At 63.8% G+C, this 22,944-nt stretch carries 20 protein-coding genes; 4 read left to right on the forward strand and 16 right to left on the reverse strand.

Features of this window, described 5'->3' with window-relative positions:
• The first annotated feature begins 221 nt into the window (after positions 1 to 221).
• Positions 222 to 2,144 (forward strand): potassium transporter Kup, encoded by a 1,923-nt coding sequence (locus VSR82_RS02360; RefSeq protein ID WP_429459014.1) that lies wholly within the window; start codon positions 222 to 224, stop codon positions 2,142 to 2,144.
• A gap of 130 nt (positions 2,145 to 2,274) precedes the next feature.
• Here the strand turns inward: VSR82_RS02360 and guaA are convergent, their stop codons facing one another.
• The 3 genes from guaA to guaB all read right to left on the reverse strand — a co-directional run bounded on the left by guaA (position 2,275) and on the right by guaB (position 6,260).
• Positions 2,275 to 3,858: a glutamine-hydrolyzing GMP synthase gene (gene guaA / locus VSR82_RS02365; RefSeq protein WP_013089680.1), complete on the reverse strand. Its 1,584-nt coding sequence runs from the start codon at positions 3,856 to 3,858 to the stop codon at positions 2,275 to 2,277.
• 215 nt (positions 3,859 to 4,073) lie between these two features.
• The gene (locus VSR82_RS02370) at positions 4,074 to 4,793 is read right to left on the reverse strand and encodes a hypothetical protein (RefSeq protein WP_429458917.1); all 720 of its coding nucleotides are present in this window, start codon (positions 4,791 to 4,793) and stop codon (positions 4,074 to 4,076) included.
• 6 nt (positions 4,794 to 4,799) lie between these two features.
• Entirely contained in the window at positions 4,800 to 6,260 is a 1,461-nt protein-coding gene (gene guaB / locus VSR82_RS02375; RefSeq protein ID WP_368587319.1) for an IMP dehydrogenase, read from the reverse strand.
• Between the two features lie 294 nt (positions 6,261 to 6,554).
• On the opposite strand from guaB, the gene VSR82_RS02380 reads away from it, so the two are divergent.
• Entirely contained in the window at positions 6,555 to 7,541 is a 987-nt protein-coding gene (locus tag VSR82_RS02380) for a DMT family transporter (RefSeq protein WP_429458915.1), read from the forward strand.
• 71 nt (positions 7,542 to 7,612) lie between these two features.
• On the opposite strand, the gene VSR82_RS02385 is transcribed toward VSR82_RS02380, so the two are convergent.
• Both VSR82_RS02385 and VSR82_RS02390 read right to left on the reverse strand, forming a co-directional pair.
• Positions 7,613 to 7,945, reverse strand: a complete 333-nt coding sequence (locus VSR82_RS02385; protein WP_429458913.1) for an RnfH family protein — start codon at positions 7,943 to 7,945, stop codon at positions 7,613 to 7,615.
• Positions 7,942 to 8,379, reverse strand: coding sequence for a type II toxin-antitoxin system RatA family toxin (locus VSR82_RS02390; protein ID WP_013089685.1), 438 nt, complete (start codon positions 8,377 to 8,379; stop codon positions 7,942 to 7,944). Before VSR82_RS02390 ends, VSR82_RS02385 begins: the two co-directional genes overlap by 4 nt.
• Positions 8,380 to 8,479: 100 nt before the next feature.
• Between VSR82_RS02390 and smpB the strand changes: the two genes are divergently transcribed.
• The gene (smpB, locus tag VSR82_RS02395; protein ID WP_013089686.1) at positions 8,480 to 8,926 is read left to right on the forward strand and encodes an SsrA-binding protein SmpB; all 447 of its coding nucleotides are present in this window, start codon (positions 8,480 to 8,482) and stop codon (positions 8,924 to 8,926) included.
• A 101-nt stretch (positions 8,927 to 9,027) separates the two neighbouring features.
• Here smpB and VSR82_RS02400 read toward each other — a convergent pair whose 3' ends face one another.
• The 3 genes from VSR82_RS02400 to ppsA all read right to left on the reverse strand — a co-directional run bounded on the left by VSR82_RS02400 (position 9,028) and on the right by ppsA (position 13,097).
• Entirely contained in the window at positions 9,028 to 9,975 is a 948-nt protein-coding gene (locus VSR82_RS02400; protein ID WP_176108302.1) for an SPFH domain-containing protein, read from the reverse strand.
• A 147-nt stretch (positions 9,976 to 10,122) separates the two neighbouring features.
• Complete coding sequence (locus tag VSR82_RS02405) at positions 10,123 to 10,578, reverse strand: NfeD family protein (RefSeq protein WP_368587324.1); 456 nt, start codon at positions 10,576 to 10,578, stop codon at positions 10,123 to 10,125.
• A 116-nt stretch (positions 10,579 to 10,694) separates the two neighbouring features.
• Complete coding sequence (gene ppsA / locus VSR82_RS02410; RefSeq protein WP_429458910.1) at positions 10,695 to 13,097, reverse strand: phosphoenolpyruvate synthase; 2,403 nt, start codon at positions 13,095 to 13,097, stop codon at positions 10,695 to 10,697.
• Between the two features lie 490 nt (positions 13,098 to 13,587).
• Between ppsA and ppsR the strand changes: the two genes are divergently transcribed.
• Positions 13,588 to 14,403 carry a posphoenolpyruvate synthetase regulatory kinase/phosphorylase PpsR gene (gene ppsR, locus VSR82_RS02415; protein ID WP_013089690.1) on the forward strand — a complete coding sequence of 272 codons (816 nt, stop codon included), beginning with the start codon at positions 13,588 to 13,590 and terminating at the stop codon, positions 14,401 to 14,403.
• A 58-nt stretch (positions 14,404 to 14,461) separates the two neighbouring features.
• Here the strand turns inward: ppsR and VSR82_RS02420 are convergent, their stop codons facing one another.
• From VSR82_RS02420 to bamA, 8 genes are all read right to left on the reverse strand, one after another.
• On the reverse strand, positions 14,462 to 15,250 hold the full coding sequence (locus VSR82_RS02420) for a TrmH family RNA methyltransferase (RefSeq protein WP_410847956.1): 789 nt from the start codon (positions 15,248 to 15,250) through the stop codon (positions 14,462 to 14,464).
• Positions 15,251 to 15,355: 105 nt separating this feature from the next.
• Positions 15,356 to 16,105: a ribonuclease HII gene (rnhB, locus tag VSR82_RS02425; RefSeq protein ID WP_368587327.1), complete on the reverse strand. Its 750-nt coding sequence runs from the start codon at positions 16,103 to 16,105 to the stop codon at positions 15,356 to 15,358.
• Entirely contained in the window at positions 16,102 to 17,271 is a 1,170-nt protein-coding gene (lpxB, locus tag VSR82_RS02430) for a lipid-A-disaccharide synthase (RefSeq protein WP_498857473.1), read from the reverse strand. The genes rnhB and lpxB overlap by 4 nt, the downstream gene beginning before the upstream one ends.
• Positions 17,272 to 17,274: 3 nt before the next feature.
• Positions 17,275 to 18,063 (reverse strand): acyl-ACP--UDP-N-acetylglucosamine O-acyltransferase, encoded by a 789-nt coding sequence (gene lpxA, locus VSR82_RS02435; RefSeq protein ID WP_429458906.1) that lies wholly within the window; start codon positions 18,061 to 18,063, stop codon positions 17,275 to 17,277.
• Between the two features lie 95 nt (positions 18,064 to 18,158).
• Entirely contained in the window at positions 18,159 to 18,623 is a 465-nt protein-coding gene (gene fabZ, locus VSR82_RS02440) for a 3-hydroxyacyl-ACP dehydratase FabZ (RefSeq protein ID WP_006048683.1), read from the reverse strand.
• 185 nt (positions 18,624 to 18,808) lie between these two features.
• Positions 18,809 to 19,921 carry a UDP-3-O-(3-hydroxymyristoyl)glucosamine N-acyltransferase gene (gene lpxD, locus VSR82_RS02445; RefSeq protein WP_410847954.1) on the reverse strand — a complete coding sequence of 371 codons (1,113 nt, stop codon included), beginning with the start codon at positions 19,919 to 19,921 and terminating at the stop codon, positions 18,809 to 18,811.
• Between the two features lie 85 nt (positions 19,922 to 20,006).
• Positions 20,007 to 20,528, reverse strand: coding sequence for an OmpH/Skp family outer membrane protein (locus VSR82_RS02450; protein ID WP_026225318.1), 522 nt, complete (start codon positions 20,526 to 20,528; stop codon positions 20,007 to 20,009).
• Positions 20,529 to 20,618: 90 nt separating this feature from the next.
• Positions 20,619 to 22,931, reverse strand: coding sequence for an outer membrane protein assembly factor BamA (bamA, locus tag VSR82_RS02455; RefSeq protein WP_368587330.1), 2,313 nt, complete (start codon positions 22,929 to 22,931; stop codon positions 20,619 to 20,621).
• Between the last annotated feature and the right edge of the window lie 13 nt (positions 22,932 to 22,944).

Genomic DNA, 22,944 nt, shown 5'->3' on the forward strand with positions numbered 1-22,944 from the left:
TCCAGTCGACTCATCACTCTTAGCTACGTGTGCCTTGGGTTAACCGTCATTGCGGACAGGCGCGATTCGTTGCATGGTACGCGCAGCACGACACCGAATTCGATCGTCAATCCGACTCATGGGATTCAAAGCATTGCAATCGGCACAGCAACATTCTGTCGAGCAGACTGTCGATGCCATCGCCCTCGCCTGCCGACGTCATCTCCGGATCTGAATAACCCATGAACAACGTCCAAACTCTGCGGGCTTCGCCGTCCTCGCATCGCGCGACTGGTACGGCCGCACTCGCACTCTCCGCGCTCGGCATCGTATTTGGCGACCTCGGGACGAGCCCGCTGTATGCATTGCAAGCCGCTTTCGGCGGCTCGCTCGGCGTCGCGCCGACGAACGCGAACGTGATCGGCATCGTCTCGCTGTTCCTGTGGTCGCTGCTGCTGATGGTCAGCGGCAAGTACGTGCTGGTGCTGATGCAGGCCGACAACCGCGGCGAAGGCGGACTGCTTGCGCTGCTCGCGTTGCTGGTCGGCGAGCGCACCGGCCGCGTGACTCGCGCGGGCGCGTTGCGCTGGGTGTTCATGGCGATGTTCGGCACCGCGATGTTGTATGGCGACGGCGTCATCACGCCTGCGATCTCGGTGCTGAGCGCGATCGAAGGGATCGAAGTGGCGACGCCCGCCTTCGCGCATTACACGGTGCCGATCACCGTGGTGATCCTGGTGGCGCTATTCGCGGTGCAGCCGCTGGGCTCCGGACGCGTGGGCGTCGCATTCGGTCCGATTCTGACGGTCTGGTTCGTCGTCATCTTCGGCTTGGGGCTGGCGTCGCTCGTGCAAACACCTGCCATCCTCGCTGCGTTCAACCCGCTGACCGGCATCGAGTTCTTCGCGCATAACGGCTTCAAGGGCTTCGTAGCACTGGGCGCCGTCGTGTTGTGCCTGACCGGCGGCGAAGCGCTGTACGCCGACATGGGCCACTTCGGCGCGCGGCCGATCCGTCTCGCGTGGTATGGACTCGCGTTGCCCGCGCTGACCGTCAGCTATCTGGGTCAGGGCGCATTGCTGCTGCGCGATGCGAGTGCCGCGTCGCGGCCGTTCTATACGACAGTGCCGTCCTGGGGCCTGTATCCGATGGTGGTGCTGGCCACGCTGGCGACCATCGTCGCGTCGCAGGCGCTGATTTCCGCGGTGTTCTCATTGACGCGCCAGGCGGCGCAGCTAGGCTTGTCGCCGCGCGTGACGGTCAAGCACACGTCGTCGAGCGCCGAGGGGCAGATCTATCTGCCGGGTCTGAACTGGGTGCTGATGATCGCGACCATCGCGGTGGTGCTTGGCTTTCGCAGCTCGGATAGTCTCGCGGCCGCTTTCGGTATCGCAGTATCGACGACGATGTTGATCACGACCATGCTGTTCGCCGCATTCGCGCGCGTGCGCTGGAACTGGCCGATCTGGCGTGTCGCGCTCGTGGCCGGGCTTTTCATGGTGGTGGACGTGGCCTTCGTCGCGGCGAACGCGATGAAGTTTGCCGAAGGCGGCTGGCTGCCGCTCACCATCGGTACGTTAACCTTCCTGATCTCGACGTCGTGGCTGATCGGGCTGCGAGCGCTGAAACGCGCCCGCGCGGATACGCAGTTGCCGCTGGACGCATTCGTCGCAAGCATCGCCTCGGCTGCGCCGTACCGCGTGCATGGCACGGGCGTATTTCTGATGGCCGCCGGCGACTCGGTGCCGACCACCTTGCTCCATCACCTGAAGCACAATCAGGTGCTGCATCAGCAGGTCGTGCTGCTGACCTTGCTGACCGAGGAGATTCCGCGCGTCGACGAAAGCGACCGCTTCAAGGTGCAGCGCCTCGATCAGGGCTTCGTGCGGATCGTCGGTCGTTACGGTTACCTGGAAATGCTGGACGTACCGCAGCTTCTCGAACAGGCGCTGCGCCACGCGGGATGCACGGCTTATGACCCGATGTCGACCACGTTCTACCTCGGGCGGGAATCGCTGACGGTGCAGACGAAGCGGCGTCCGGGACGCTATTTGCTGCTGAGCCTGTTCTCGCTGCTGCGCAAAAACGAATTGAATGCGACCGCTCACCTGGGGTTGCCGCCGAATCGCGTCGTCGAGATGGGGGCGCGGCTCGATCTGGTCTGACATGCCGGCATCAATCGCAGCGCCGTTCAAAGCCTGCGAATCCGGCGGCCCAAAACAAAAAAGCCCGCGAAAAACGCGGGCTTTGATGTGTTGTGTTATCAGGTCGTGCCGGTACGGTCGAGACGCCCGATCACTCCCACTCGATTGTCGCAGGCGGCTTGCCCGAGATGTCATAGACGACCCGGTTGATCCCGCGCACTTCATTGATGATTCGGTTCGACACATGCCCGAGCAGTTCGTGCGGCAGATGCGCCCAATGCGCGGTCATGAAGTCGAGCGTCTGCACCGCGCGCAGCGCGACGACGTACTCGTAGGTACGGCCGTCGCCCATCACGCCGACGCTCTTCACCGGCAGGAACACCGCGAACGCCTGGCTCGTCAGGTCGTACCACGACTTGCCGGTTTCCTTGTCGATCGTGTTGCGCAGCGTTTCGATGAAAATCGCGTCCGCGCGACGCAGCAGGTCCGCGAAATCGCGCTTCACTTCGCCGAGGATCCGCACGCCCAGACCCGGGCCCGGGAACGGGTGGCGATACACCATCGAGTGCGGCAGACCGAGCTTCACGCCCAACTCGCGCACTTCGTCCTTGAACAGTTCGCGCAGCGGTTCGAGCAACTTCAGATTCAACGTCTCCGGCAGACCGCCGACGTTGTGGTGGCTCTTGATGGTTTGCGCAGCCTTCTTGCCCTTGCCCGCCGATTCGATCACGTCCGGATAGATCGTGCCTTGTGCCAGCCACTTCGCGTCGGTCAGCTTGCCGGCCTCGGCCTGGAACACTTCGACGAACTCGGCGCCGATGATCTTGCGCTTCGCTTCCGGATCGGTCACGCCGGCGAGCTTGCCGAGGAATGCTTCGCTCGCATCGACGTGAATCACCTTCACGCCGAGGTGATCGGCGAACAATGCCATCACCTGCTCGGCTTCGTTCAGGCGCAGCAGGCCGTGATCGACGAACACACAGGTCAGTTGATCGCCGATCGCGCGATGCAGCAGCGCCGCCGCCACCGACGAATCCACGCCGCCCGACAAGCCCAGAATGACGTGCTCGTTACCGACCTGCTCGCGAATCTTCGCGACGGCTTCGTCGATGTAATGGCCCATTTCCCAATCGGCCTTCGCACCGCAGATCTGCAGTACGAAGCGCTCGAGCATCGCGCGGCCCTGCACCGTGTGGGTGACTTCCGGATGCCATTGCAGCCCGTAGAAGCGGCGCTGTTCGTCGGCCATCGCGGCGATCGGGCACGATTCCGTCGATGCCATCAGCGCGAAGCCCGGCGGCATTTCCAGCACCTTGTCGCCGTGGCTCATCCACACCTTCAGCATGCCGTGACCTTCGGACGTGGTGAAGTCGCTGATGCCTTCGAGCAGGCTCGTATGGTTGCGCGCGCGCACTTCGGCGTAGCCGAATTCGCGCAGATGGCCAATGTCGACCTTGCCGCCGAGCTGCTGCGCCATCGCCTGCATGCCGTAGCAGATGCCGAGCACCGGCACGCCGAGTTCGAACACGGCTTGCGGTACGCGCGGCGTGTCTTCCTCGGTGACCGAGCTCGGGCCGCCCGACAGAATCACGCCCTTCGGTGCGAAGTCGCGGATGAACGACGCGTCGACGTCGTACGGATGGATTTCCGAATACACGTTGGCTTCGCGAACGCGACGTGCAATCAGTTGGGTGACTTGCGAACCGAAGTCGAGAATCAGGATCTTGTCATGCATGGCAGCGGACGGAATCAGAAGTGAGCGGATACGGAATGCCGCGCACGAGGCGCGGCGATGAATTCAAAGCGGTCCACGCGGCGACGGTCTCAGCGCGGCGCGGACAGCAAACATTACGATGAAGCACAAAAGCGGGACCAACGGCGGAACTTGCCGCCTGCGATGCGCGCGAACGAAACCCGGTAGCTTCGGCAAACGGCCTGGCGCGCGGCGCTTCAGCCATGAAACGGCGGGCGCGGTGCGCTGGGTACGTCGTTGCTGGTGTCGCGCGCGGCACGTTCGGACTCGCTCAGGCCGGACTCGCTGGCAGCCGGACGAAGCGGCGCGGTAGTGGCAACGGGAGCCGCGTCAGCCGGATTCACCGGTCGCGTGACCGGCACGACGGGCTCTGGCACCGGCTCGGCCTGATAGATCGGAAAGCCCGCTGAGGCACGTGGCTCGCGCTTCTGTACGGCATCCTTTTCGGCTTCTTTCGCGGCATGCTTTTCAGCCCGGCCGTCGACCTTGCTCGACGAGGACTTGACCACGCCCCCCTTCTCGCGCCGCCGCACCACACCCGACAGCCGCACGCCGCCGAGCCCGATCACCACCAGCGCGACACCGGCCAGCGCCGCCACCATCTGCCCGAAGCCGGTCAACGACGGCGTATGCAGCCCCAGCAGCCAGACCAGCAGCAGCACGCCGATCAGCCAATGCACATGACCGACCACCTTCGCGACCGTCGAGGTCAGCGCCCCGTCGAACGACGCATGCAGCGCGAGCCATGCGAGCCCGATCAGCGCGACGCCGAACGCCTGGCCGACCAGCATCGGCTCCGTTGGCACCAGTTGCAGCGCGTCGTACAGCGAGGTCCACGGCGTCAGCACGAACAGCAGGCCTAACGCCAGCAGCACCAACGCATCGAGGATCAGTACAACGCGCAGCAGTGGCTTCATGGGCGTTTAGTCCACGTGGTAGTTGGGCGCTTCCTTGGTGATTTGCACGTCATGCACATGCGACTCGCGCAGGCCCGCGCCGGTGATCTGCACGAACTCGGCCTTCTCGTTCATTTCAGCGATGGTGCGGCAACCGCAGTAGCCCATGCTCGCACGCACGCCGCCAATCAGCTGGAACAGGATCGCGTTGACCGAACCCTTGTACGCGACGCGACCTTCGATGCCTTCCGGCACCAGCTTGTCGATGTTCGCCGAGTTGTCCTGGAAGTAGCGGTCCGCCGCGCCGTCCTTCATCGCGCCGACCGAGCCCATGCCGCGGTACGACTTGTACTGGCGGCCCTGGTACAGGAACACTTCGCCCGGCGACTCTTCGGTACCGGCGAACATGCTGCCCATCATGACCGCGCTCGCGCCGGCCGCGAGCGCCTTGCTGACGTCGCCCGAGAAGCGCACGCCGCCGTCGGCGATGACCGGCACGCCCGTGCCGTTCAACGCTTCGGACACGTTGGAGATCGCGGTGACCTGCGGCACGCCGACGCCTGCGACGATTCGCGTTGTGCAGATCGAGCCCGGGCCGATACCGACCTTGACGCCGTCCGCGCCGTATTCGACAAGCGCCCTGGCAGCCGCGGCGGTCGCGATGTTGCCGCCGATCACCTCGACGTGCGGGAAGTTCTGCTTGACCCACTTGACGCGCTCGAGCACGCCCTTGCTGTGGCCATGCGCGGTATCGACGACGATCACGTCGACGCCGGCCTGCACGAGCAGCTCGACGCGCTCTTCGTTGTCCGCGCCGACGCCGACCGCCGCGCCCGCGCGCAGCTTGCCGTGCTCGTCCTTGCATGCGTCCGGGTGCTCGGTTTGTTTGGTGATGTCTTTGACGGTCATCAGGCCGCGCAGCTCGAACGAGTCGTTGACGACCAGCACGCGCTCGAGGCGGTGGCTGTGCATCAGCGCCTTCGCTTCGGCGAGCGGCGTGCCTTCCTTGACGGTGACGAGGCGCTCGCGCGGCGTCATGATGTTGCGCACCGGCTCGTCCAGACGCTCTTCGAAGCGCAGGTCGCGGTTCGTCACGATACCGACGAGTTGCGCACCTTCGACGACCGGGAAGCCCGAAATGCCATGCTGGCGCGACAGCGCGATCACGTCGCGCACTTTCATTTGCGGCGGCACGGTGATCGGGTCGCGCACGACGCCCGACTCGAAACGCTTGACCTTCGCGACTTCACGCGCCTGCTCGGCCGGCGTGAGGTTCTTGTGGATGATGCCGACGCCGCCCATTTGCGCCATGGCGATTGCCAGACGTGCTTCGGTGACCGTGTCCATCGCGGCGGACACGAGCGGCATGTTCAGGGAGATGTTGCGGGTCAGCCGGGTCTTGAGGCTGGTGTCGCGCGGCAGAACATCGGAGAAGGCCGGGACGAGGAGCACGTCATCGAACGTGAGTGCTGTTTGGATCAGACGCATGGCAAATCCTATAGGCGCAAAAGCGAATTATACGCGATACCACCCCGGTTTTCACTGCGCGAACAGCAGCTTAGCGAATTTCAGACGATTTTTTACCGCTCCGGCACGCGCGGATTTCGCTTCGCTTTTCGCGTCGGGTTCGATCGGGTTTCGTTTGCGCGTTCGCAGGCAAACGCGGCGCCTGGCCGGCGGCCATCGGCGATCGAGCGACGCGAATGCAGGATCGAACAAGACGCCCCGTCCGCAAAACCGCTATTCTGCCGCCCATTCCAGTTTATCCAGCAGGGGCAGTCGATGCAGCGCGGTGTCATATATGGGGTCATGGCCGGAGCCTTGTGGGGCATGGTGTTTCTGGTGCCGCGCGTGCTGCCCGACTTCTCCCCGCTGCTGCTCGTCGCTGGCCGCTATTCGATGTACGGCGTCGTGTCGCTCGCCGCGGCCCTGCCGATCGCGCGCTCGCTCGCCAAACGGCTGAGCCGCGAGGACCTGATCGCGCTCGTCAAGCTCGCGCTAGCCGGCAACATCGTCTATTACCTGCTGCTGACGGCCGCCGTGCACCTGATCGGGATCGCGCCGGCCTCGCTGATCGTCGGCGTGCTGCCGGTCACGGTCACGCTGATGGGCCGGCGCGATCACGGCGCCGTGCCGCTCGCGCGCCTCGCATGGCCGCTCGCGACCGTGATGGCGGGCATCGTGTGCATCAATATCGACGTGTTTACGGTGGCCGGCGCGGCGCCGGTGAACATCGCGACGCGCCTGCTCGGCGTGGCCTGCGCGGTCGGCGCGCTCCTTTGCTGGACCTGGTTCGCGGTCGAAAACGCCCGCTACCTGCAGCGTCAGACGCATTTCAGCGGCAACGAGTGGTCGGTGCTGTGGGGCGTCGTGACGGGCGCGCTCGGCGGCGCATTATGGCTGGTGGTCGCGGTGCTGCCGTCCGGCGGCCCGCAGGACGAACTGGCCGATGCCCGGTGGCACACGTTCTGGCTGCTCAACCTGGTACTCGCGATCGGCGCGTCGTGGCTCGGCAACGGCCTGTGGAATGCCGCGGCAAAACGGCTGCCGCTGACGCTGTCCGGCCAGATGATCGTATTCGAGACGCTGTTCGCGCTGCTTTACGCGTTCATTTACGACGAGCGCCTGCCGCGCCCACTCGAACTCGCGGCGATCCTGCTGCTGGTGGCGGGGGTCTGGTGGTCGGTGCGCCGGCATTCGGACGACGATTCGTCGGGTGCGGCGCGCATCGAAGGCATGGACGAGAAGGCGCAAACGGCGGCGCCCTGAGGCGATGTGACGCGATGAGGTGTCACGGGCGGCGGGCGGAAAAAGTCCACCGCCCCGCCGACCCGCGCCGCCTAGCGCGAATCCTTGTTCAACCAGCGCCGCCCCTCGATCGATCCCGCCTTGCGCGTCTTTTCGACGCGGCGCTGGCGCGACACCTTCGGATCGACCAGCAACGGCCGGTAAATCTCGACGCGATCATGGTCGCCCAGCACCGTATCGAGCGGCTTGAGCTTGCCGAACACGCCCACCTTCTGCGTGTTCAGATCGATCGACGGAAAACGCTGCAGAATCCCGCTTGCGTCGATCGCCTGCCTCAGCGTCGCGCCCGCCGGCAACTCGACCGCAATCAGCGCCTGCTCGCCGGCGAGCGCATAGCAGACCTCGACCGTTAGTCGCGCGTTCATGCCTGACCGTAGCGCTGATTGGCGCGCTTCACGAAAGATTCGACGAAGGTATTGGCGATGTGATTGAACACCGGCCCGATGATCTTCTCGAGCAGGATGCTGGTGAACTCGTAGTGCAGCGCGAATTCGATCTTGCACGCATCCGCGCGCAGCGGCGTGAAGCGCCAGAAACCGGTGAACTTGCGAAACGGACCGTCGGCGAATTCCATGTCGATGCGCGTGGGGCGCTCCATCGAGTTGCGCGTGGCGAAATGCTGCTTGATGCCCTTGAAGTTGATATCGATCCGCGCCTCCATGCTGGTGTCGTCCCGGTGACGAATTTCGATGCCGCCGCACCATGGCAGGAAGTTGGGGTAATCGTCGACGTCGGTGACGAGGTCGAACATCTGTTCCGCCGAATGGCGAATCAACACGGTTTTCTGGACATCTGCCATAAATTGAACAGCGCGCGGCAAGGGTGGACGAGCGCGGCGGGCTTTCCTGGTCCCGCTTTGCTAAAATCGTAATTTTAAACGAGTTGGGCACTTTCCATTCATGAGCATCATCGACAACAGAAAAGCCTTCTACGACTATTCGGTCGAAGAACGCTATGAGGCAGGCCTCGTGCTCGAAGGATGGGAGGTCAAGGCGTTGCGCGCGGGGCGCGGCCAGATCAAGGAAGGCTATGTGGTGATCCGCAATGGCGAGCTGTTCCTGATCGGCACGCACATCAGCCCGCTGCCCGAAGCGTCGACGCACATCCATCCCGATCCGGTGCGCACGCGCAAGCTGCTGCTGCATAGCGAGGAAATCAGCAAGCTGATCGGCAAGGTCGAGCAGCGCGGCTACACGCTCGTGCCGCTGAATTTTCACTACAAGAACGGTCGCGTCAAATGCGAGATCGGTCTCGCGAAGGGCAAGAAGATGCACGACAAGCGCGAGACCGAGAAAAAGCGCGACTGGGAGCGCGAGAAGGCGCGTTTGATGCGCTCGCCGACGTAAGCGCGGTTCATTTCCGGCTCATGCAAAAATGGCCCGCACATCGATATGCGGGCCATTTTGCTTTTTGTCACGCGCTCATTGCGCGCTTATTGCCTGGTTCGTCAGCGCAGGTCGCTTCGCGGCGGCTCCGCTGCCGCCCTGCCCTTGTTCACGATCGTCAGCGCCGACGCGATCATCGAACTCATGTTCGACATGTCGCCCGGCACGATCAGTGTCGTGCCCTGCTTCGCGAGGTTCGAGAACGCGTTCACGTACTGTTCGGCCACCTTCAGATTGACCGCGTCCATCCCGCCGTTCAGTTGGATCGCGGCGGCGATCTTCTGGATCGCCTGCGCGTTTGCCTCGGCCACCGCCAGAATCGCCGCGGCCTGGCCCTGCGCCTGGTTGATCGCCGCCTGCCGCTCGCCTTCGGACGTCTGGATCGCCGCCTCGCGGCCGCCCGACGCGATATTGATCTGCTCCTGCTTGCGCCCTTCCGAGGCCGCGATCAGCGCGCGCTTTTCGCGCTCGGCGGTGATCTGCGCCTGCATCGCGTGAAGGATTTCCTTCGGCGGCGTCAGGTCCTTGATCTCGTAGCGCAGCACTTTTACGCCCCAGTTCGAGGCCGCCTCGTCGAGCGCGGACACGATGCTGTGATTGATGAAATCGCGCTCCTCGAAGGTGCGATCGAGCTCCAGCTTGCCGATGACCGAGCGCAGCGTGGTCTGCGACAACTGCGTGATCGCGAACACGAAGTTGCTCGATCCGTACGAGGCCTTCATCGGATCGGTGACCTGGAAATACAGCACGCCGTCGACCTGCAGTTGCGTGTTGTCGCGCGTGATACAGACCTGACTCGGCACTTCCAGAGGAATTTCCTTCAGCACGTGCTTGTACGCGACCCGATCGACGAACGGAAACGCGAAGCTCAGACCCGGCGTCAGCGTCGCGTGATAGCGGCCGAGGCGCTCGAGCACCCACGCATGCTGCTGCGGCACGATCTTGATGGTCTGCGACGCGAGCACGATCACGACGATCAGCAGCACTGCCCCGACGATGGTTGAATCCATATCGCTACCCTCCGATTCTGCTTCGAATTGTTGTGCGCAGGTTGGTCGGGCCTGCGTGTTCAGATTAGGCTTTGGTGCTTCGCTTTGTGAAGGGATATCGATGAGCGCGTGTGGCGAACACCGCACCCAATACTCCCGTTCAGATCGTCAGGTCGTGCTCGCGCGCGCCTTCGGTTGCCGGCTCGCGACGACGACCAGACAACTGCCACGCAATTCCCTGATCTCGTAGACCTGCGCGTCTTCGGGCTCGCCCGCGGCCAGCTCGACGTCCCATGCGGCGCCACGATAGGTCGCACGTGCTTTGCGCCCCTGCCACGCCGGCACGTTCAGCGTCTGGCCGATGTCCAGATTGACATCGGGATTGCGCGAAGCCTGCTCGCGTCTGCGACGGGCAAAGCGCGAGCGTCTGAGCACTACGACCGCCGCAAGTGCGACCAGCGCAGCCACCACGAACTGCAGATCGGGCCCGGCGCCGGCGATGCGCGCAAGCGCGGCCGCAACGAAGCCGAACGCGATCATCAACAGATAGAAGGTGCCGCTCATCAGTTCCATCACGACAAGCACACCCGCCCCGATCCACCAGAACAGTCCACCAGGCGCCACGTCGACCTCCACAAAGCAAAACACCCCGGATCTACCGGGGTGTTTATAGCACGAAGCGGACGTGCTCTAACGCGTGCGGAATGCCGCTAGCGAAGCGGCATTCGATACCTCGCGAGTTACGCCTTTGCCTTTGCCAGCTGCTGCCACGTATCGATGATCGTGTCGGGGTTCAGCGAGATTGACTTGATGCCTTCGTCCGTCAGCCATTGCGCGAAGTCCGGGTGATCCGACGGCCCCTGGCCGCAGATACCGACGTACTTATCCAGACGCAGACAGGTTTCGATTGCGCGTTTGAGCATGAACTTGACCGCCGGATCGCGTTCGTCGAAATCGACGGCGAGCAGTTCCATGCCCGAGTCGCGGTCGAGGCCGAGCGTGAGCTGCGTCAGGTCGTTCGAGCCGATCGAGAAACCGTCGAAGTACTGCAGGAACTCTTCGGCGAGGATCGCGTTCGACGGCACTTCGCACATCATGATCAGGCGCAGGCCGTTCTCGCCGCGCTTCAGGCCGAACTTCGCGAGCAATCCGACCACGCGCTCCGCCTGTTTCAGCGTACGCACGAACGGCACCATGATCTCGACGTTGTCGAGGCCCATCTCTTCACGCACCTTCTTCAGCGCGACGCATTCCATCTGGAACGCCTCGGCGAAGTCTTCCGCGATATAGCGCGATGCGCCGCGGAAGCCCAGCATCGGGTTTTCCTCGTCGGGCTCGTAGCGCGAACCGCCGATCAGCTTCTTGTACTCGTTCGACTTGAAGTCCGACATACGCACGATGACGGGCTTCGGATAGAACGCCGCCGCGATCGTCGCGATGCCTTCGGTCAGCTTGTCGACGTAGAACGCGCGCGGCGACGCGTGACCGCGCGCGACGCTTTCGACCGCCTTCTTCAGGTCCTGATCGACGTTCGGGTACTCGAGGATCGCCTTCGGGTGCACGCCGATGTTGTTGTTGATGATGAATTCGAGTCGCGCGAGACCCACACCTGCGTTCGGCAGTTGCGAGAAGTCGAACGCGAGCTGCGGATTGCCGACGTTCATCATGATCTTCACCGGAATCGGCGGCAGTTCGCCGCGCTGCACTTCGGTGACTTCGGTTTCGAGCAGACCGTCGTAGATCTTGCCCTCGTCGCCTTCCGCGCACGACACCGTGACGAGCGCGCCGTCCTTCAGCACGTCGGTCGCGTCGCCGCAGCCGACCACGGCCGGCACGCCCAGCTCACGCGCGATGATCGCCGCGTGGCAGGTGCGCCCGCCACGGTTCGTGACGATCGCCGACGCACGCTTCATGACCGGCTCCCAGTTCGGGTCGGTCATGTCGGCGACGAGCACGTCGCCCGGCTGCACACGGTCCATCTCCGACGGATCGTGGATCACGCGCACCGGACCCGCGCCGATCTTCTGACCGATCGCGCGACCAGTGGCCAGGACGTTCGACTGGCCCTTCAGCTTGAAGCGCTGCTCAGCCTTGCCGCCGCCCTGGCTCTTCACCGTTTCCGGACGCGCCTGCAGGATGAAGATCTTGCCGTCGCGGCCGTCCTTGCCCCACTCGATGTCCATCGGACGCTGATAGTGCTTTTCGATGATGACCGCGTACTTCGCGAGTTCGATCACGTCTTCGTCGGTGATCGAGAAACGGTTGCGCTGCTCGTGCGCGACGTCGACGGTCTTCACGCGGCCCGGCTCGCCCGGCTTGGTGAACTCCATCTTGATCAGCTTCGAGCCGATCGAGCGGCGGATGATCGGGTACTTGCCCTGCGCGAGCGTGGTTTTGAAGACGTAGAACTCGTCCGGATTGACCGCGCCCTGCACGACGGTTTCGCCGAGGCCATAGCTCGACGTGATGAAGACAGCGTCCTTGAAGCCCGATTCGGTATCCAGTGTGAACATCACGCCCGCTGCGCCGACGTCCGAGCGCACCATGCGCTGTACGCCCGCCGACAACGCGACTTCAGCATGCGTGAAGCCCTTGTGGACGCGATAGGAGATGGCGCGGTCGTTGTACAGCGACGCGAACACGTGCTTCATGCGATCGAGCACGTCGTCGATGCCGACCACGTTCAGATAGCTTTCCTGCTGACCGGCGAATGATGCGTCGGGCAGGTCTTCCGCGGTCGCGGACGAACGCACGGCAAACGAGAGCTCTTCGGGCGAGCTCTTTTGCAGCGTGTCGAACCCCGCGCGAATGTCAGCTTCGAGCTGCGGCTGCAGCGGTGCGTCGACGATCCATTGACGGATTTCCTTGCCCGCTTCGGCGAGCGCCTTCACGTCGTCGACGTCGAGCGTCTCGAGACGTTTGGCGATACGTTCGGTCAGGTTGTTGTGCTGCAGGAAGTCACGGAACGCGAGCGCGGTGGTCGCGAAGCCGGTCGGCACGCGCACACCGGCTTCCGCGAGCTGGCTGATCATCTCGCCCAGCGACGCGTTCTTGCCGCCGACGATTTCCACGTCGGTCATCCGCAACTGCTCGAACGGAACTACATACGCCTTGTCCTTTGCGACGGTAACTGCGTTAGTCATACAAGCCCCTAAGTGTGAAAGAAATTCACGACTGTGCAAGTGGGCTTGAACACGGGCAGCCCATTGGAAGCTCGACCCCGTGTCTTGCACAACCTGTTAGATAAGCAATCGCTGTTAAGGCTCGAATGCGTTGCATGGGGACACCGGCGCGTGCATGACGGAGACGGCGGCGAAGAACGCCAATCAACGCACTTACCGCTCGATCTCTTGCGTTCAACGCATGTTCAGGTCAGATGACGTGAGGTTGAACGACCGTTCGCAGTAATTTACCGGCCAATCGCCTGCAATTGCTTATCCAACAGGTTGCCGCTATTCTACCGTGCCGACTCCCCAAATGTGGCGGTCGGTCGAGAATTGCGTCTCGAATCGCGCCCCGGCCCAGCCATCGGGCTTTTGCGAGGCCGGCCGCGCGCCGCTGCGGTTCGATCCAAGCGCGTTCTAGTGCCGCGCTTTGCCCGCTCATTTGCCTTTCACGTTCACAGCCCCACTGATGCCGCCCACCGTATTCATCGTCTCAGACGGTACCGGGATCACTGCCGAAACCTTCGCGCATTCGATCCTCTCCCAGTTCGACCAGAAATTCCGCCTGGTCCGCGTGCCATTCGTCGACTCGACCGAGAAGGCCTACGCAACGCTCGAAAAAATCAACGAAGCGGTCGTGCAGGACGGCCGTCGTCCGATCGTGTTCACCACGCTCGTCGATAGCTCGTCGAATCAGATCGTGAAGGATTCGAACGCACTCGTGCTCGACATGTTCCAAACCTTCGTCGAGCCGCTTGAGCAGGAGCTGGAGCTGAAGTCGAGCCACGCGATGGGCCGCGGTCACCAGAACGCGGACACCGAGGAGTACAAGAACCGCATCGAGGCGATCAATTTCTCGCTCGCGCACGACGACGGTCAATCGAACCGCAATCTCGCGGACGCCGACGTGATCCTCGTCGGCGTGTCGCGCAGCGGCAAGACGCCGACGAGCCTTTATCTGGCGATGCAGTACGGCGTGAAAGCGGCGAACTATCCGCTGATTCCCGAAGATTTCGAGCGCGGCAAGCTGCCCACGCCGCTGCTCGAGCATCGGCAGAAGATGTTCGGGTTGTCGATCGATCCGCAGCGGCTGTCGGAGATCCGCAACGAGCGGCGGCCGGGCAGCAAGTACGCGGCGCTGGAAAACTGCCGCTATGAGATCAACGAAGCAGAAGCGATGATGCGGCGCGAGGGGATCAAGTGGCTGTCGTCGACGCACAAGTCGATCGAGGAGATCGCGACGACGATCCTGCAGGAGATCAAGCTGGATCGGCCGTCGTATTGAGCGACCGCGGAGCAGGCGTTGCGTTGCCGGGCCAGCCCCCGCGCAACGCCCCTCACATCTACTTTTTACGGCCGCGCTGCTGCCGGCACTGCTCGAACACGCAGACGGCCGCCGCGGCCGCCACATTCAGCGATTCCATGCCGCCAGGCTGCGGAATCGTCACCCGCAACGACACTGCATCGCGCCACACCTGCGACACGCCCGCCCCTTCGTTGCCGAACACCCACGCAAGCGGCCCGCTCAGGTCGCAGTCATAAATCGCTGCGGCGCCGTGCGAATCGGTGATGACGACCGGGACCGCAAGACGTTCGATCAACGCGCTCGCGTCGACATCCTCATGAATCTGCAACAGGAAGTGCGCGCCCATGCCGGAGCGCAGCACCTTCGACGACCACGCGTAGGCCGTGCCCGGCGCGCAGAACACGTGTTCGATGCCCGCGGCCGCCGCACTGCGCAGAATCGAGCCGACATTGCCCGCGTCCTGCACGCCGTCGAGCACCAGACAGTTTTGCTCGACGCGCTCGGGCAGCGGCGCGTCCAGCTTCTCGACGAGCAGCAGAATTCCGACGCCATGCACCACATTCGACAACTGTCCGAATAACGCATCCGGCAGCGTCACGAGCCGATGCTCGTCGATGCGCGAGACGATCGCCTGCGCTTCGTCGTGACGCAGCGCGCCGTCGGTGACGACGCAGAGCTCCGGCTGACCGGCGACGTCGAGATACGCGCTCGCAAGATGGAAGCCCTCGAGCAGCGCATGGCCGCTGCGGCGCTGTTGATGCGTCGAGCCGGCCAGTGCCTTCAGGCGCTTGTAGAGCGGATTGTCCCGCGAGGTGATGGCTTTCACAGGCAGCGAAGGCGGTGAGAAATGGAAATGGGATCAGTGGCAAATCAGTAGGGAATCAGCGGCGCTCGAGCGCGAACCGCGTTCGAGCCGTGCTGATGGCGCTGGTCACGCGAGGCCGGCGTCGCCGAATGCATCGTCGTCGAGCAGCAGCGCGTCGGCCACGATGACGGCGTCCGCCGATGGCAGCGGCACGCCTGTGCCGAGCCGCAGATGCGCTTCGCGCACCGGCGCGAACGAGCGCCGATGATGCTCGCACGGCCCATGATCGCGCAGCGCCGCGAGATGCTGCGGCGTACCATAACCGGCGTGCGCGTCGAAGCCATACACGGGATACGCCTCGTGCAGCTCGAGCAGCATGCGGTCGCGCGCGACCTTCGCGAGAATCGACGCCGCCGAGATACTCTTCACGAGCGCGTCGCCGCCGATCACCGCTTCGCTACGGATGCTGAGCGTCGGGCAACGGTTGCCGTCGACCTTCACGAGCGTCGGCACGACCGACAAGCCCTCGACCGCGCGCTTCATCGCGAGCATTGTCGCGTGCAGGATGTTCAGCGAATCGATTTCCTCGACCGTCGCCGATGCGATGCAATACGCGAGCGCGCGATCGACGATCTTCTCGTACAGCGCTTCACGCTTGAGTGCGGTGAGCGCCTTCGAATCGTCGAGGCCGCGGATCATCGGTTTCGCAGGATCGAAAATCACCGCCGCCGCGACGACCGGTCCGGCCAGCGGTCCGCGCCCTGCTTCGTCGACGCCGCAGACGATGTCGTCGGCGCTTTCGAAGTTCAGGCCGGCTTGCGCGACGACCCGAACGGCGGCCGCAGTCTTGCGGCGAGGCGCGCGCGGCGGGGTCATGGCCGCCCCGCCCGTTGCTCGACGACGCTCGCCACGACTTCGGCCGCGCGCTGCGCGGTGTTCTGCTTCAGCACGTGGTGCATCTCCGTGAAGATTTCCTTCAGCGTGCGCCGGTTCGCTTCGTCGCGCAACTGTTTCAGCGTCGCCTCGGCGAGCGCCTGCGGCGTCGCGAAGTGCTGCAGGACCTCCGGCACCACGAAACGCCCGGCCAGAATGTTCGGCAGGCCCACGTACGGCAGATAGCCCTGGCGGCGCATGATCTGGCCGGTTAGCCAGGGCACCTTGTACGAAATCACCATCGGCTTTTTCAACAGCGCGGCTTCCAGCGTGACGGTGCCGCTCTTCACGAGAATCGCGTCGGCGGCGGTCATCGCGAGTTGCGACTGGCCGTCGATGATGGTCAGCGCGAGGCCCGGGTGCGCATCGACGAGCGGCTGCAGCAGCGCGCGCAACGTGGGCGTGGCCGCCGGCATCACGAAGCGCACGCTGGGCTCCTGGTGCTGCATCATCTCCATCGCCGCGAAGAACGTCGGGCCGATCAGGTCGATCTCGGAGCGCCGGCTGCCCGGCAGCACCGCGATCACCGGCCCGCTTTCCGCGAGACCGAGCGCGCGGCGCGCGCCGAGCGTGTCGGGTTCGAGCGGGATCTGATCGGCCAGCGGATGCCCGACGTACGACGCCGCGACGCCCGCCTTTTCGAGCAGCGCGGTTTCGAACGGGAACACGCACAGCATGTGGTCGACCGCCTTGGCGATCTTCTTGATGCGCCCCCCACGCCATGCCCAGATGGACGGGCAGACGAAGTGCACGGTCGGAATGCCGGCGTCGCGCAGCGCATGCTCGAGCCCGAAATTGAAGTCGGGCGCGTCGACACCGACGAACACGGACGGCGGCTCGGCAAGCAATTGACGCTTGAGCTCGTTGCGGATACCGAGGATTTCGGGGATGTGCCGCAGTGCTTCGACATAGCCGCGCACCGTCAGCTTTTCCATCGGCCAGTGGGCGTCGAAGCCCGTGGCGATCATGCGCGGACCGCCGATGCCGTAGTACTGCGTGGCGGCCGGCAACCGGCTGGCGAGACCGTCGAGCAGCGATGCGGCCAGCAGGTCGCCGGACGGCTCGCCGGCCACCATCGCGACGCGCAGCGGACTGGGTTGCAACGTCATCGGTTAGCGGATGATGCCGCGCTGCGACGCTTCGACGAACGCGAGCAGCGTCTGCACCGGGGCGTCGCCGTCACCGCCGGCCGAACCGAGTTCCTTCAATTGCACCTTCGCTTCTTCGAGCGACAGGCCGTTCTTGTACAGCACGCGATATGCGGAGCGCAGCACCGAGATAGCGTCAGCCGAGAAACCGCGGCGGCGCAGCCCTTCGACGTTGATGCCGTGCGGCTCGGCCTTGTTGCCCGCAGCGATCACATAGGGCGGCACGTCCTGCACGAGCGCCGACGCGCCGCCGAGCATCGCGTGCGCGCCGATGCGCACGAACTGATGCACGCCCGACATGCCGCCGATGATCGCGTGGTCGCCGATCGTCACGTGGCCGGCCATCTGCGCGTTGCTCGACAGGATCACGTTGCTGCCGACGTGGCAGTCGTGACCGATGTGCACGTAGGCCATGATCCAGTTTTCGTCGCCGAGCGTGGTGACGCCCGCGTCCTGCACCGTGCCGGTGTGGATCGTGGTGAATTCGCGGATCGTGTTGCGGTTGCCGATCACGAGCCTGGTCGGCTCGTCACGGTATTTCATGTCCTGCGGACGGCCGCCGACCGATGCGTAATGGCCGATGCGGTTGTCTTCGCCGATCGTGGTATAGCCCTCGATCACGCTGTGCGAGCCGACCGTGCTGCGCGCACCGATCGTCACGTGTGCGCCGATCACCGCATAGGGCCCGACTTCGACGGATTCGTCGAGCTGCGCGCCCGCTTCGATGATCGCGGTGGGATGGATCCTGCTCATGCGTCCTCGCTTCTGATTCTGTTGCGTTGTGTGGATGGCCTTGACGCCGGGGCCGCCGCGCACGTGCCGCGCCGCGATCTGCCCGGACGCCGGCGTCACGCGTCTTTGTCCGTGTGACGCACCGCGCACATCAGATCGGCTTCAGCCGCGACGACGCCATCCACTTCGGCGCGCGCCTTGAACTTCCAGATGCCGCGCATGTGACGCTCGAACGTGCAGTTCAGGATCAGCTGATCGCCCGGTTCCACCACGCGCTTGAAGCGCGCGTTGTCGATGCCGACGAACAGGTACAGCGTGTTCGACGGATCGCTCGGTTCTTCCGAGAACGTCAGCAGCGCCGCGGTCTGCGCGAGCGCTTCGAGGATCAGCACGCCTGGCATCACCGGCCGCGTCGGGAAATGTCCCTGGAAGTACGGCTCATTGATCGACACGTTCTTCAACGCTTTGATGCTCTTGTGCGGTTCGAGTTCGAGCACCCGGTCGACCAGCAGGATCGGATAACGATGCGGCAGCAGCGTGAGAATCTTATGAATGTCGAGATTGATTTTTTCGGTGCTCATGGTGTTTCTGCTCACGCATTGACTGCGCGATGATGACTGCGGATGCTGGTGCAGGTGGGTTGAAAACGCGCGCGACCGGCGCCTTGGATGACCGGTGGCCGTGCCACCCGGTCACGGCCACCGGCTTTGCTTCATGATGCTCGACCACTATTTTACGCGGTGCCGGTGGGTCGCCGGGATATCTGTCAGATCTTGTTGCCTGCGGGTTGACCTGCGGCGCCGTCAGTGGCGCTGCCGGCCTTGTCGGCGGCGGCGCTCTCCAGCGCCTTGATGCGATCGCGAAGCTTGTCGATATTGCGCAACAGCGCCGCGCTCCTGTTCCAGTCCGCGTGGTTCACGGCGGGGAACGCACTCGTGTACATGCCGGGCTTCAGCAGCGATTTCGACACGCCCGACTTCGCGGTGACGATCACATGATCGGCAAGCGTCACGTGTCCGGCAATGCCGACCGCGCCGCCGATCATGCAGTGACGCCCGATGGTCGTGCTGCCAGCGATACCTGCGCAGCCCGCGATCACCGTGTAGGCGCCGACCTTGCAGTTGTGGCCGATCTGCACGAGGTTGTCGATCTTTACGCACTCCTCGATGATCGTGTCGGCCATCGCGCCGCGGTCGATCGTGGTATTCGCACCGATTTCGACGTCGTTCGCGATCAATACGCCGCCGACCTGCGGAATCTTCACCCAGCTGCCGGTGCGCGCATCGCCCTCGCCGACGAAGTCGGGCGCGAAGCCGAAGCCGTCCGAGCCGATCACCGCGCCCGCGTGCACGATCACGCGCTCGCCGAGCTTGCAGCCGTGGTACACGGTCACGTTCGGATACAGATGCGCGTTCGCGCCGACACGCGTGCCGCGGCCGATCACGACGTTGGCGTCGAGCCGCGCATGCTCGCCGATCACCGCGCCCGCTTCCACGGTGACACGCGGACCGATCATCGCGCTCGCGGCGACCTGCGCGGAAGGATCGATGGTTGCGCTCGGATGCACGCCGGGGACGGGCTTCGGCGCGGCGAGCTCGATGAAGGTTTGCGCGACGCGCGCAAAGTAAGCGTAGGGATTCGGCGTGACGATGAAGTTTCGACCTTCGCGTGAAGCGAGCTTCTCGAGGTCGCCGGCATTGATCAGCACCGCGCCGGCGCGGGTCGTTTCGACTTGCGACAGATATTTCGGATTGGCGAGGAACGCCAACTGGTCCGGGCCTGCCTGGTCGAGCGGCGCGAGACTGCTCACGCGCTGCGACCCGTTACCGACAACCTCACCGCCGAACCGCTGGACGATGTCCTCGAGCTTAAATGCCATGCCTATCCTGTCTCCAACCTGTTCAATCATTGCGAGGGCGCGCGCCAACGCGCGCGGGGCGACCGTACGCCGCCCCCGGTTGCCCTTAGTTGCCCGATGCCGCCAGTGCCTTTAGCACCTGGTCGGTGATATCGATGCGCGGGCTCACATACACGGCTTCCTGCACGATCAGATCATAGTGCTGCGTTTCGGCGATCTGCTTGATGACCTTGTTCGCGCGATCGAGCACCGCCGCGAGTTCCTCGTTGCGGCGCTGGTTCAGGTCTTCGCGGAACTCACGCTGCTTGCGCTGGAAGTCCGAGTCGAGCTGCGACAGGTCGCGCTGCTTCTGCGCGCGATCAGTCGCTGACATTGTCGCGCCATTCTTGTCGAGTGCATCGGACATCGACTTGAGCTTTTGCGCCATGTCGGCCAGATCCTTGTCCCGCTTCGCGAATTCGGCCTCGAGCTTCAGCTGCGCGGCTTTCGCCGCAGCCGATTCGCGCAGGATGCGGTCGGAATTCACCGCGGCGATTCTCGCCTCCTGCGCGTGCGCCATGCCGACCCCGAGGGTCATTGCCAGCGCCAATGCGCACGCTACACGTTTCGAAAACATACCGGTTAGCAAAGTCATCCTCTCGATACTGTAGTTTGGCCGGGCTCGCCGCCGGGAGCACCCGCCGCCGCAGCCGGCCGCCGGGAGCGCCCGTCGCCCCAATCAGAACGCGGTCCCGATCTGGAACTGGAACTTCTGATACTGGTCGCCCGTGTGCTTCGTGAGCGGGAAGCCAAGGCTCAACTTGAGCGGGCCGATCGGCGAGATCCATGCGAGACCCACACCGTAGCCGTAACGCAGGCCGTTCGCGCCAGTCGACGTCGCTGCCGTGCTCGCGTCCGCCCAGACGTTACCAGCGTCCAGGAAGGTGAACACACGCAGCGTGCGGTCGTAGCCGGTGCCTGGCAGCGGGAACGTCAACTCGATATTGCCCACCAGCAGCTTCGACCCGCCGATCGGATCGCCGGTCGTTTTGTCACGCGGACCCAGTGAGCTCGGCTCGTAACCACGCACCGAACCGATACCGCCCGCGTAATAGTTCTTGAAGATAGGATAAGGCTTGCCAGCAAGGCCGTTACCATAGCCGCCCTGGAAGTTGAAGCCCAGCACAAAGCCGCGCGCAAACGAGTAATAGTACTGCGCGTTGATGTCGGCCTTGTAGTACTGGGTGCCGCCGATCGGCGTGCCGTATTCCGCGTTCGCCTGCGCGAAGTAGCCGCGGCTTGGCACGAGCGCGCTGTCGCGCGCATCGCGCGACCAGCCAACCGTAAGCGGCACGTTGTTCGACACCCGGCCGAAGTCATTCACGTATTGCTTATATGAAGCCGGGGTATTTGCATCGACGTCCAGCTGGTTCTGTTCGAAGCCCGCGCCGAAGTAGACGGTATCGACTTCGGAGAACGGAATGCCGAACTTGAGGTCGCCGCCCATCGTGACGATCTTGAAGCTCGAATCGGTCGAGTAGTACAGCGGCTGGTAGGTACGGTAGTAGACGTCGGTGATCCGCTTGATGCCGTCCACCGTGAAGTACGGGTCGACCTGCGTGACCGTCAGCGTACGGTACGTCTTCGCGGTATTGATGTTCACCGCGAGGCTCGTGCCGGAGCCGAACACGTTGTCCTGCGAGATACCAGCGGACAGCACCACCTTGTCCGTCGACGAGAAACCTGCACCGAGCGTAATTGCGCCGGTCGGCTTTTCGGCGACCTTCACGTCGATGTCGACCTGGTCGGGCGTGCCTTCGACCGGCACCGTGGTCACGTCGACGTCGGTGAAGTAGCCGAGACGGTTGATACGGTCCTTCGACAGCGAGAGGCGGTTCGAATCGAACCACGAGCTTTCGAGCTGGCGCATTTCGCGGCGCACCACTTCGTCGCGCGTGCGCGTGTTGCCGACTACGTTGATGCGGCGCACGTACACGCGACGGCTCGGGTCGACCTGCAGCGTCAGGTCGACGGTGTGGTTGTTCTGGTCGATCTGCGGCTGGGCATTGACGGTCGCGAACGCGTAACCGTATTCGCCGAGCTTGTCGACGATCGCCTTCGTGGTGGCCTGCAGCTTTTCGGCCGAGAAGCGGTCGCCCGGCCTGATCTTGATGAGCTTCTTCAGCTCCGCTTCGCGGTCGAGCAGATTGCCGGCGAGGCGGATGTTCGAAATCGTGTACGGCTGGCCTTCATGCAGCGTGATGGTCAGGTACATGTCCTTCTTGTCCGGCGAGATCGACACCTGGGTCGATTCGATGCTGAACTCGAGGAAGCCGCGATTCAGGTAGAACGAGCGAAGGTTCTCGAGGTCGCCGGTGAGCTTGTCTTTCGCGTACAGGTCGTTCTTGGTGTACCACGAGAACCAGTTCGGCGTGGACAACTGCATTTCGTCGCGCAGCGTGCCGGTGCTGAATGTCTTATTGCCGATGAAGTTGATCTGGCGGATCTTCGCGCTCGGACCTTCGGCCACCGAGAACAGGATGCCGACGCGGTTGCGGTCGATCGGCGTGATCGTCGTGGTGACTTCGGCCGCGTAAAAACCGCGCGTCAGGTACTGGCGCTTCAGTTCCTGCTCGGCCTTGTCAACCAGCGCCTTGTCGAAGTACCGGCCTTGCGACAGCCCGACCGCGCGCAGCGCCTTGATCAGGTTGTCCTTTTCGAATTCGTGGATGCCGGCAAAGTCGATCGTGCCGATGGCCGGGCGCTCCTGCACCTGCACCACCACCACGTTGCCTTCGGTTGCAATCTTGACGTCGTTGAAGAAGCCCGTCGCGTAAAGCGCGCGAATCGCTTCAGAGGCCTTGTCGTCGGAAAAGGTATCGCCTTGTTTGATGGGCAGGTACGCGAACACCGTACCCGGTTCGACGCGTTGCAATCCCTCAATGCGAATGTCTTGCACCACGAAGGGCGTCGTTGCATGAGCAACCAGCCCATGCGCGGCGAACGCCGCGGCTATAACCGTCTTTGGACCAAAGCGATGAGGTTTGAACAACGTGCTTCCCCAG

Origin of the sequence: Burkholderia sp. JPY481, assembly GCF_038900515.1 — a bacterium.
Lineage (GTDB): Bacteria > Pseudomonadota > Gammaproteobacteria > Burkholderiales > Burkholderiaceae > Paraburkholderia > Paraburkholderia youngii.

Coding starts and splice junctions, on each gene's coding strand:
- VSR82_RS02400 (WP_176108302.1), bottom strand. CDS start 9,975: ATGGATTCAACCATCGTCGGGGCAGTGCTGCTGATCGTCGTGATCGTG.
- fabZ (WP_006048683.1), bottom strand. CDS start 18,623: ATGAGCACCGAAAAAATCAATCTCGACATTCATAAGATTCTCACGCTG.
- ppsA (WP_429458910.1), bottom strand. CDS start 13,097: ATGACTAACGCAGTTACCGTCGCAAAGGACAAGGCGTATGTAGTTCCG.
- lpxB (WP_498857473.1), bottom strand. CDS start 17,271: ATGACGTTGCAACCCAGTCCGCTGCGCGTCGCGATGGTGGCCGGCGAG.
- VSR82_RS02370 (WP_429458917.1), bottom strand. CDS start 4,793: ATGAAGCCACTGCTGCGCGTTGTACTGATCCTCGATGCGTTGGTGCTG.
- VSR82_RS02360 (WP_429459014.1), top strand. CDS start 222: ATGAACAACGTCCAAACTCTGCGGGCTTCGCCGTCCTCGCATCGCGCG.
- guaA (WP_013089680.1), bottom strand. CDS start 3,858: ATGCATGACAAGATCCTGATTCTCGACTTCGGTTCGCAAGTCACCCAA.
- smpB (WP_013089686.1), top strand. CDS start 8,480: ATGAGCATCATCGACAACAGAAAAGCCTTCTACGACTATTCGGTCGAA.
- rnhB (WP_368587327.1), bottom strand. CDS start 16,105: ATGACCCCGCCGCGCGCGCCTCGCCGCAAGACTGCGGCCGCCGTTCGG.
- ppsR (WP_013089690.1), top strand. CDS start 13,588: ATGCCGCCCACCGTATTCATCGTCTCAGACGGTACCGGGATCACTGCC.
- lpxD (WP_410847954.1), bottom strand. CDS start 19,921: ATGGCATTTAAGCTCGAGGACATCGTCCAGCGGTTCGGCGGTGAGGTT.
- VSR82_RS02385 (WP_429458913.1), bottom strand. CDS start 7,945: ATGAACGCGCGACTAACGGTCGAGGTCTGCTATGCGCTCGCCGGCGAG.
- guaB (WP_368587319.1), bottom strand. CDS start 6,260: ATGCGTCTGATCCAAACAGCACTCACGTTCGATGACGTGCTCCTCGTC.
- VSR82_RS02390 (WP_013089685.1), bottom strand. CDS start 8,379: ATGGCAGATGTCCAGAAAACCGTGTTGATTCGCCATTCGGCGGAACAG.
- lpxA (WP_429458906.1), bottom strand. CDS start 18,063: ATGAGCAGGATCCATCCCACCGCGATCATCGAAGCGGGCGCGCAGCTC.
- VSR82_RS02380 (WP_429458915.1), top strand. CDS start 6,555: ATGCAGCGCGGTGTCATATATGGGGTCATGGCCGGAGCCTTGTGGGGC.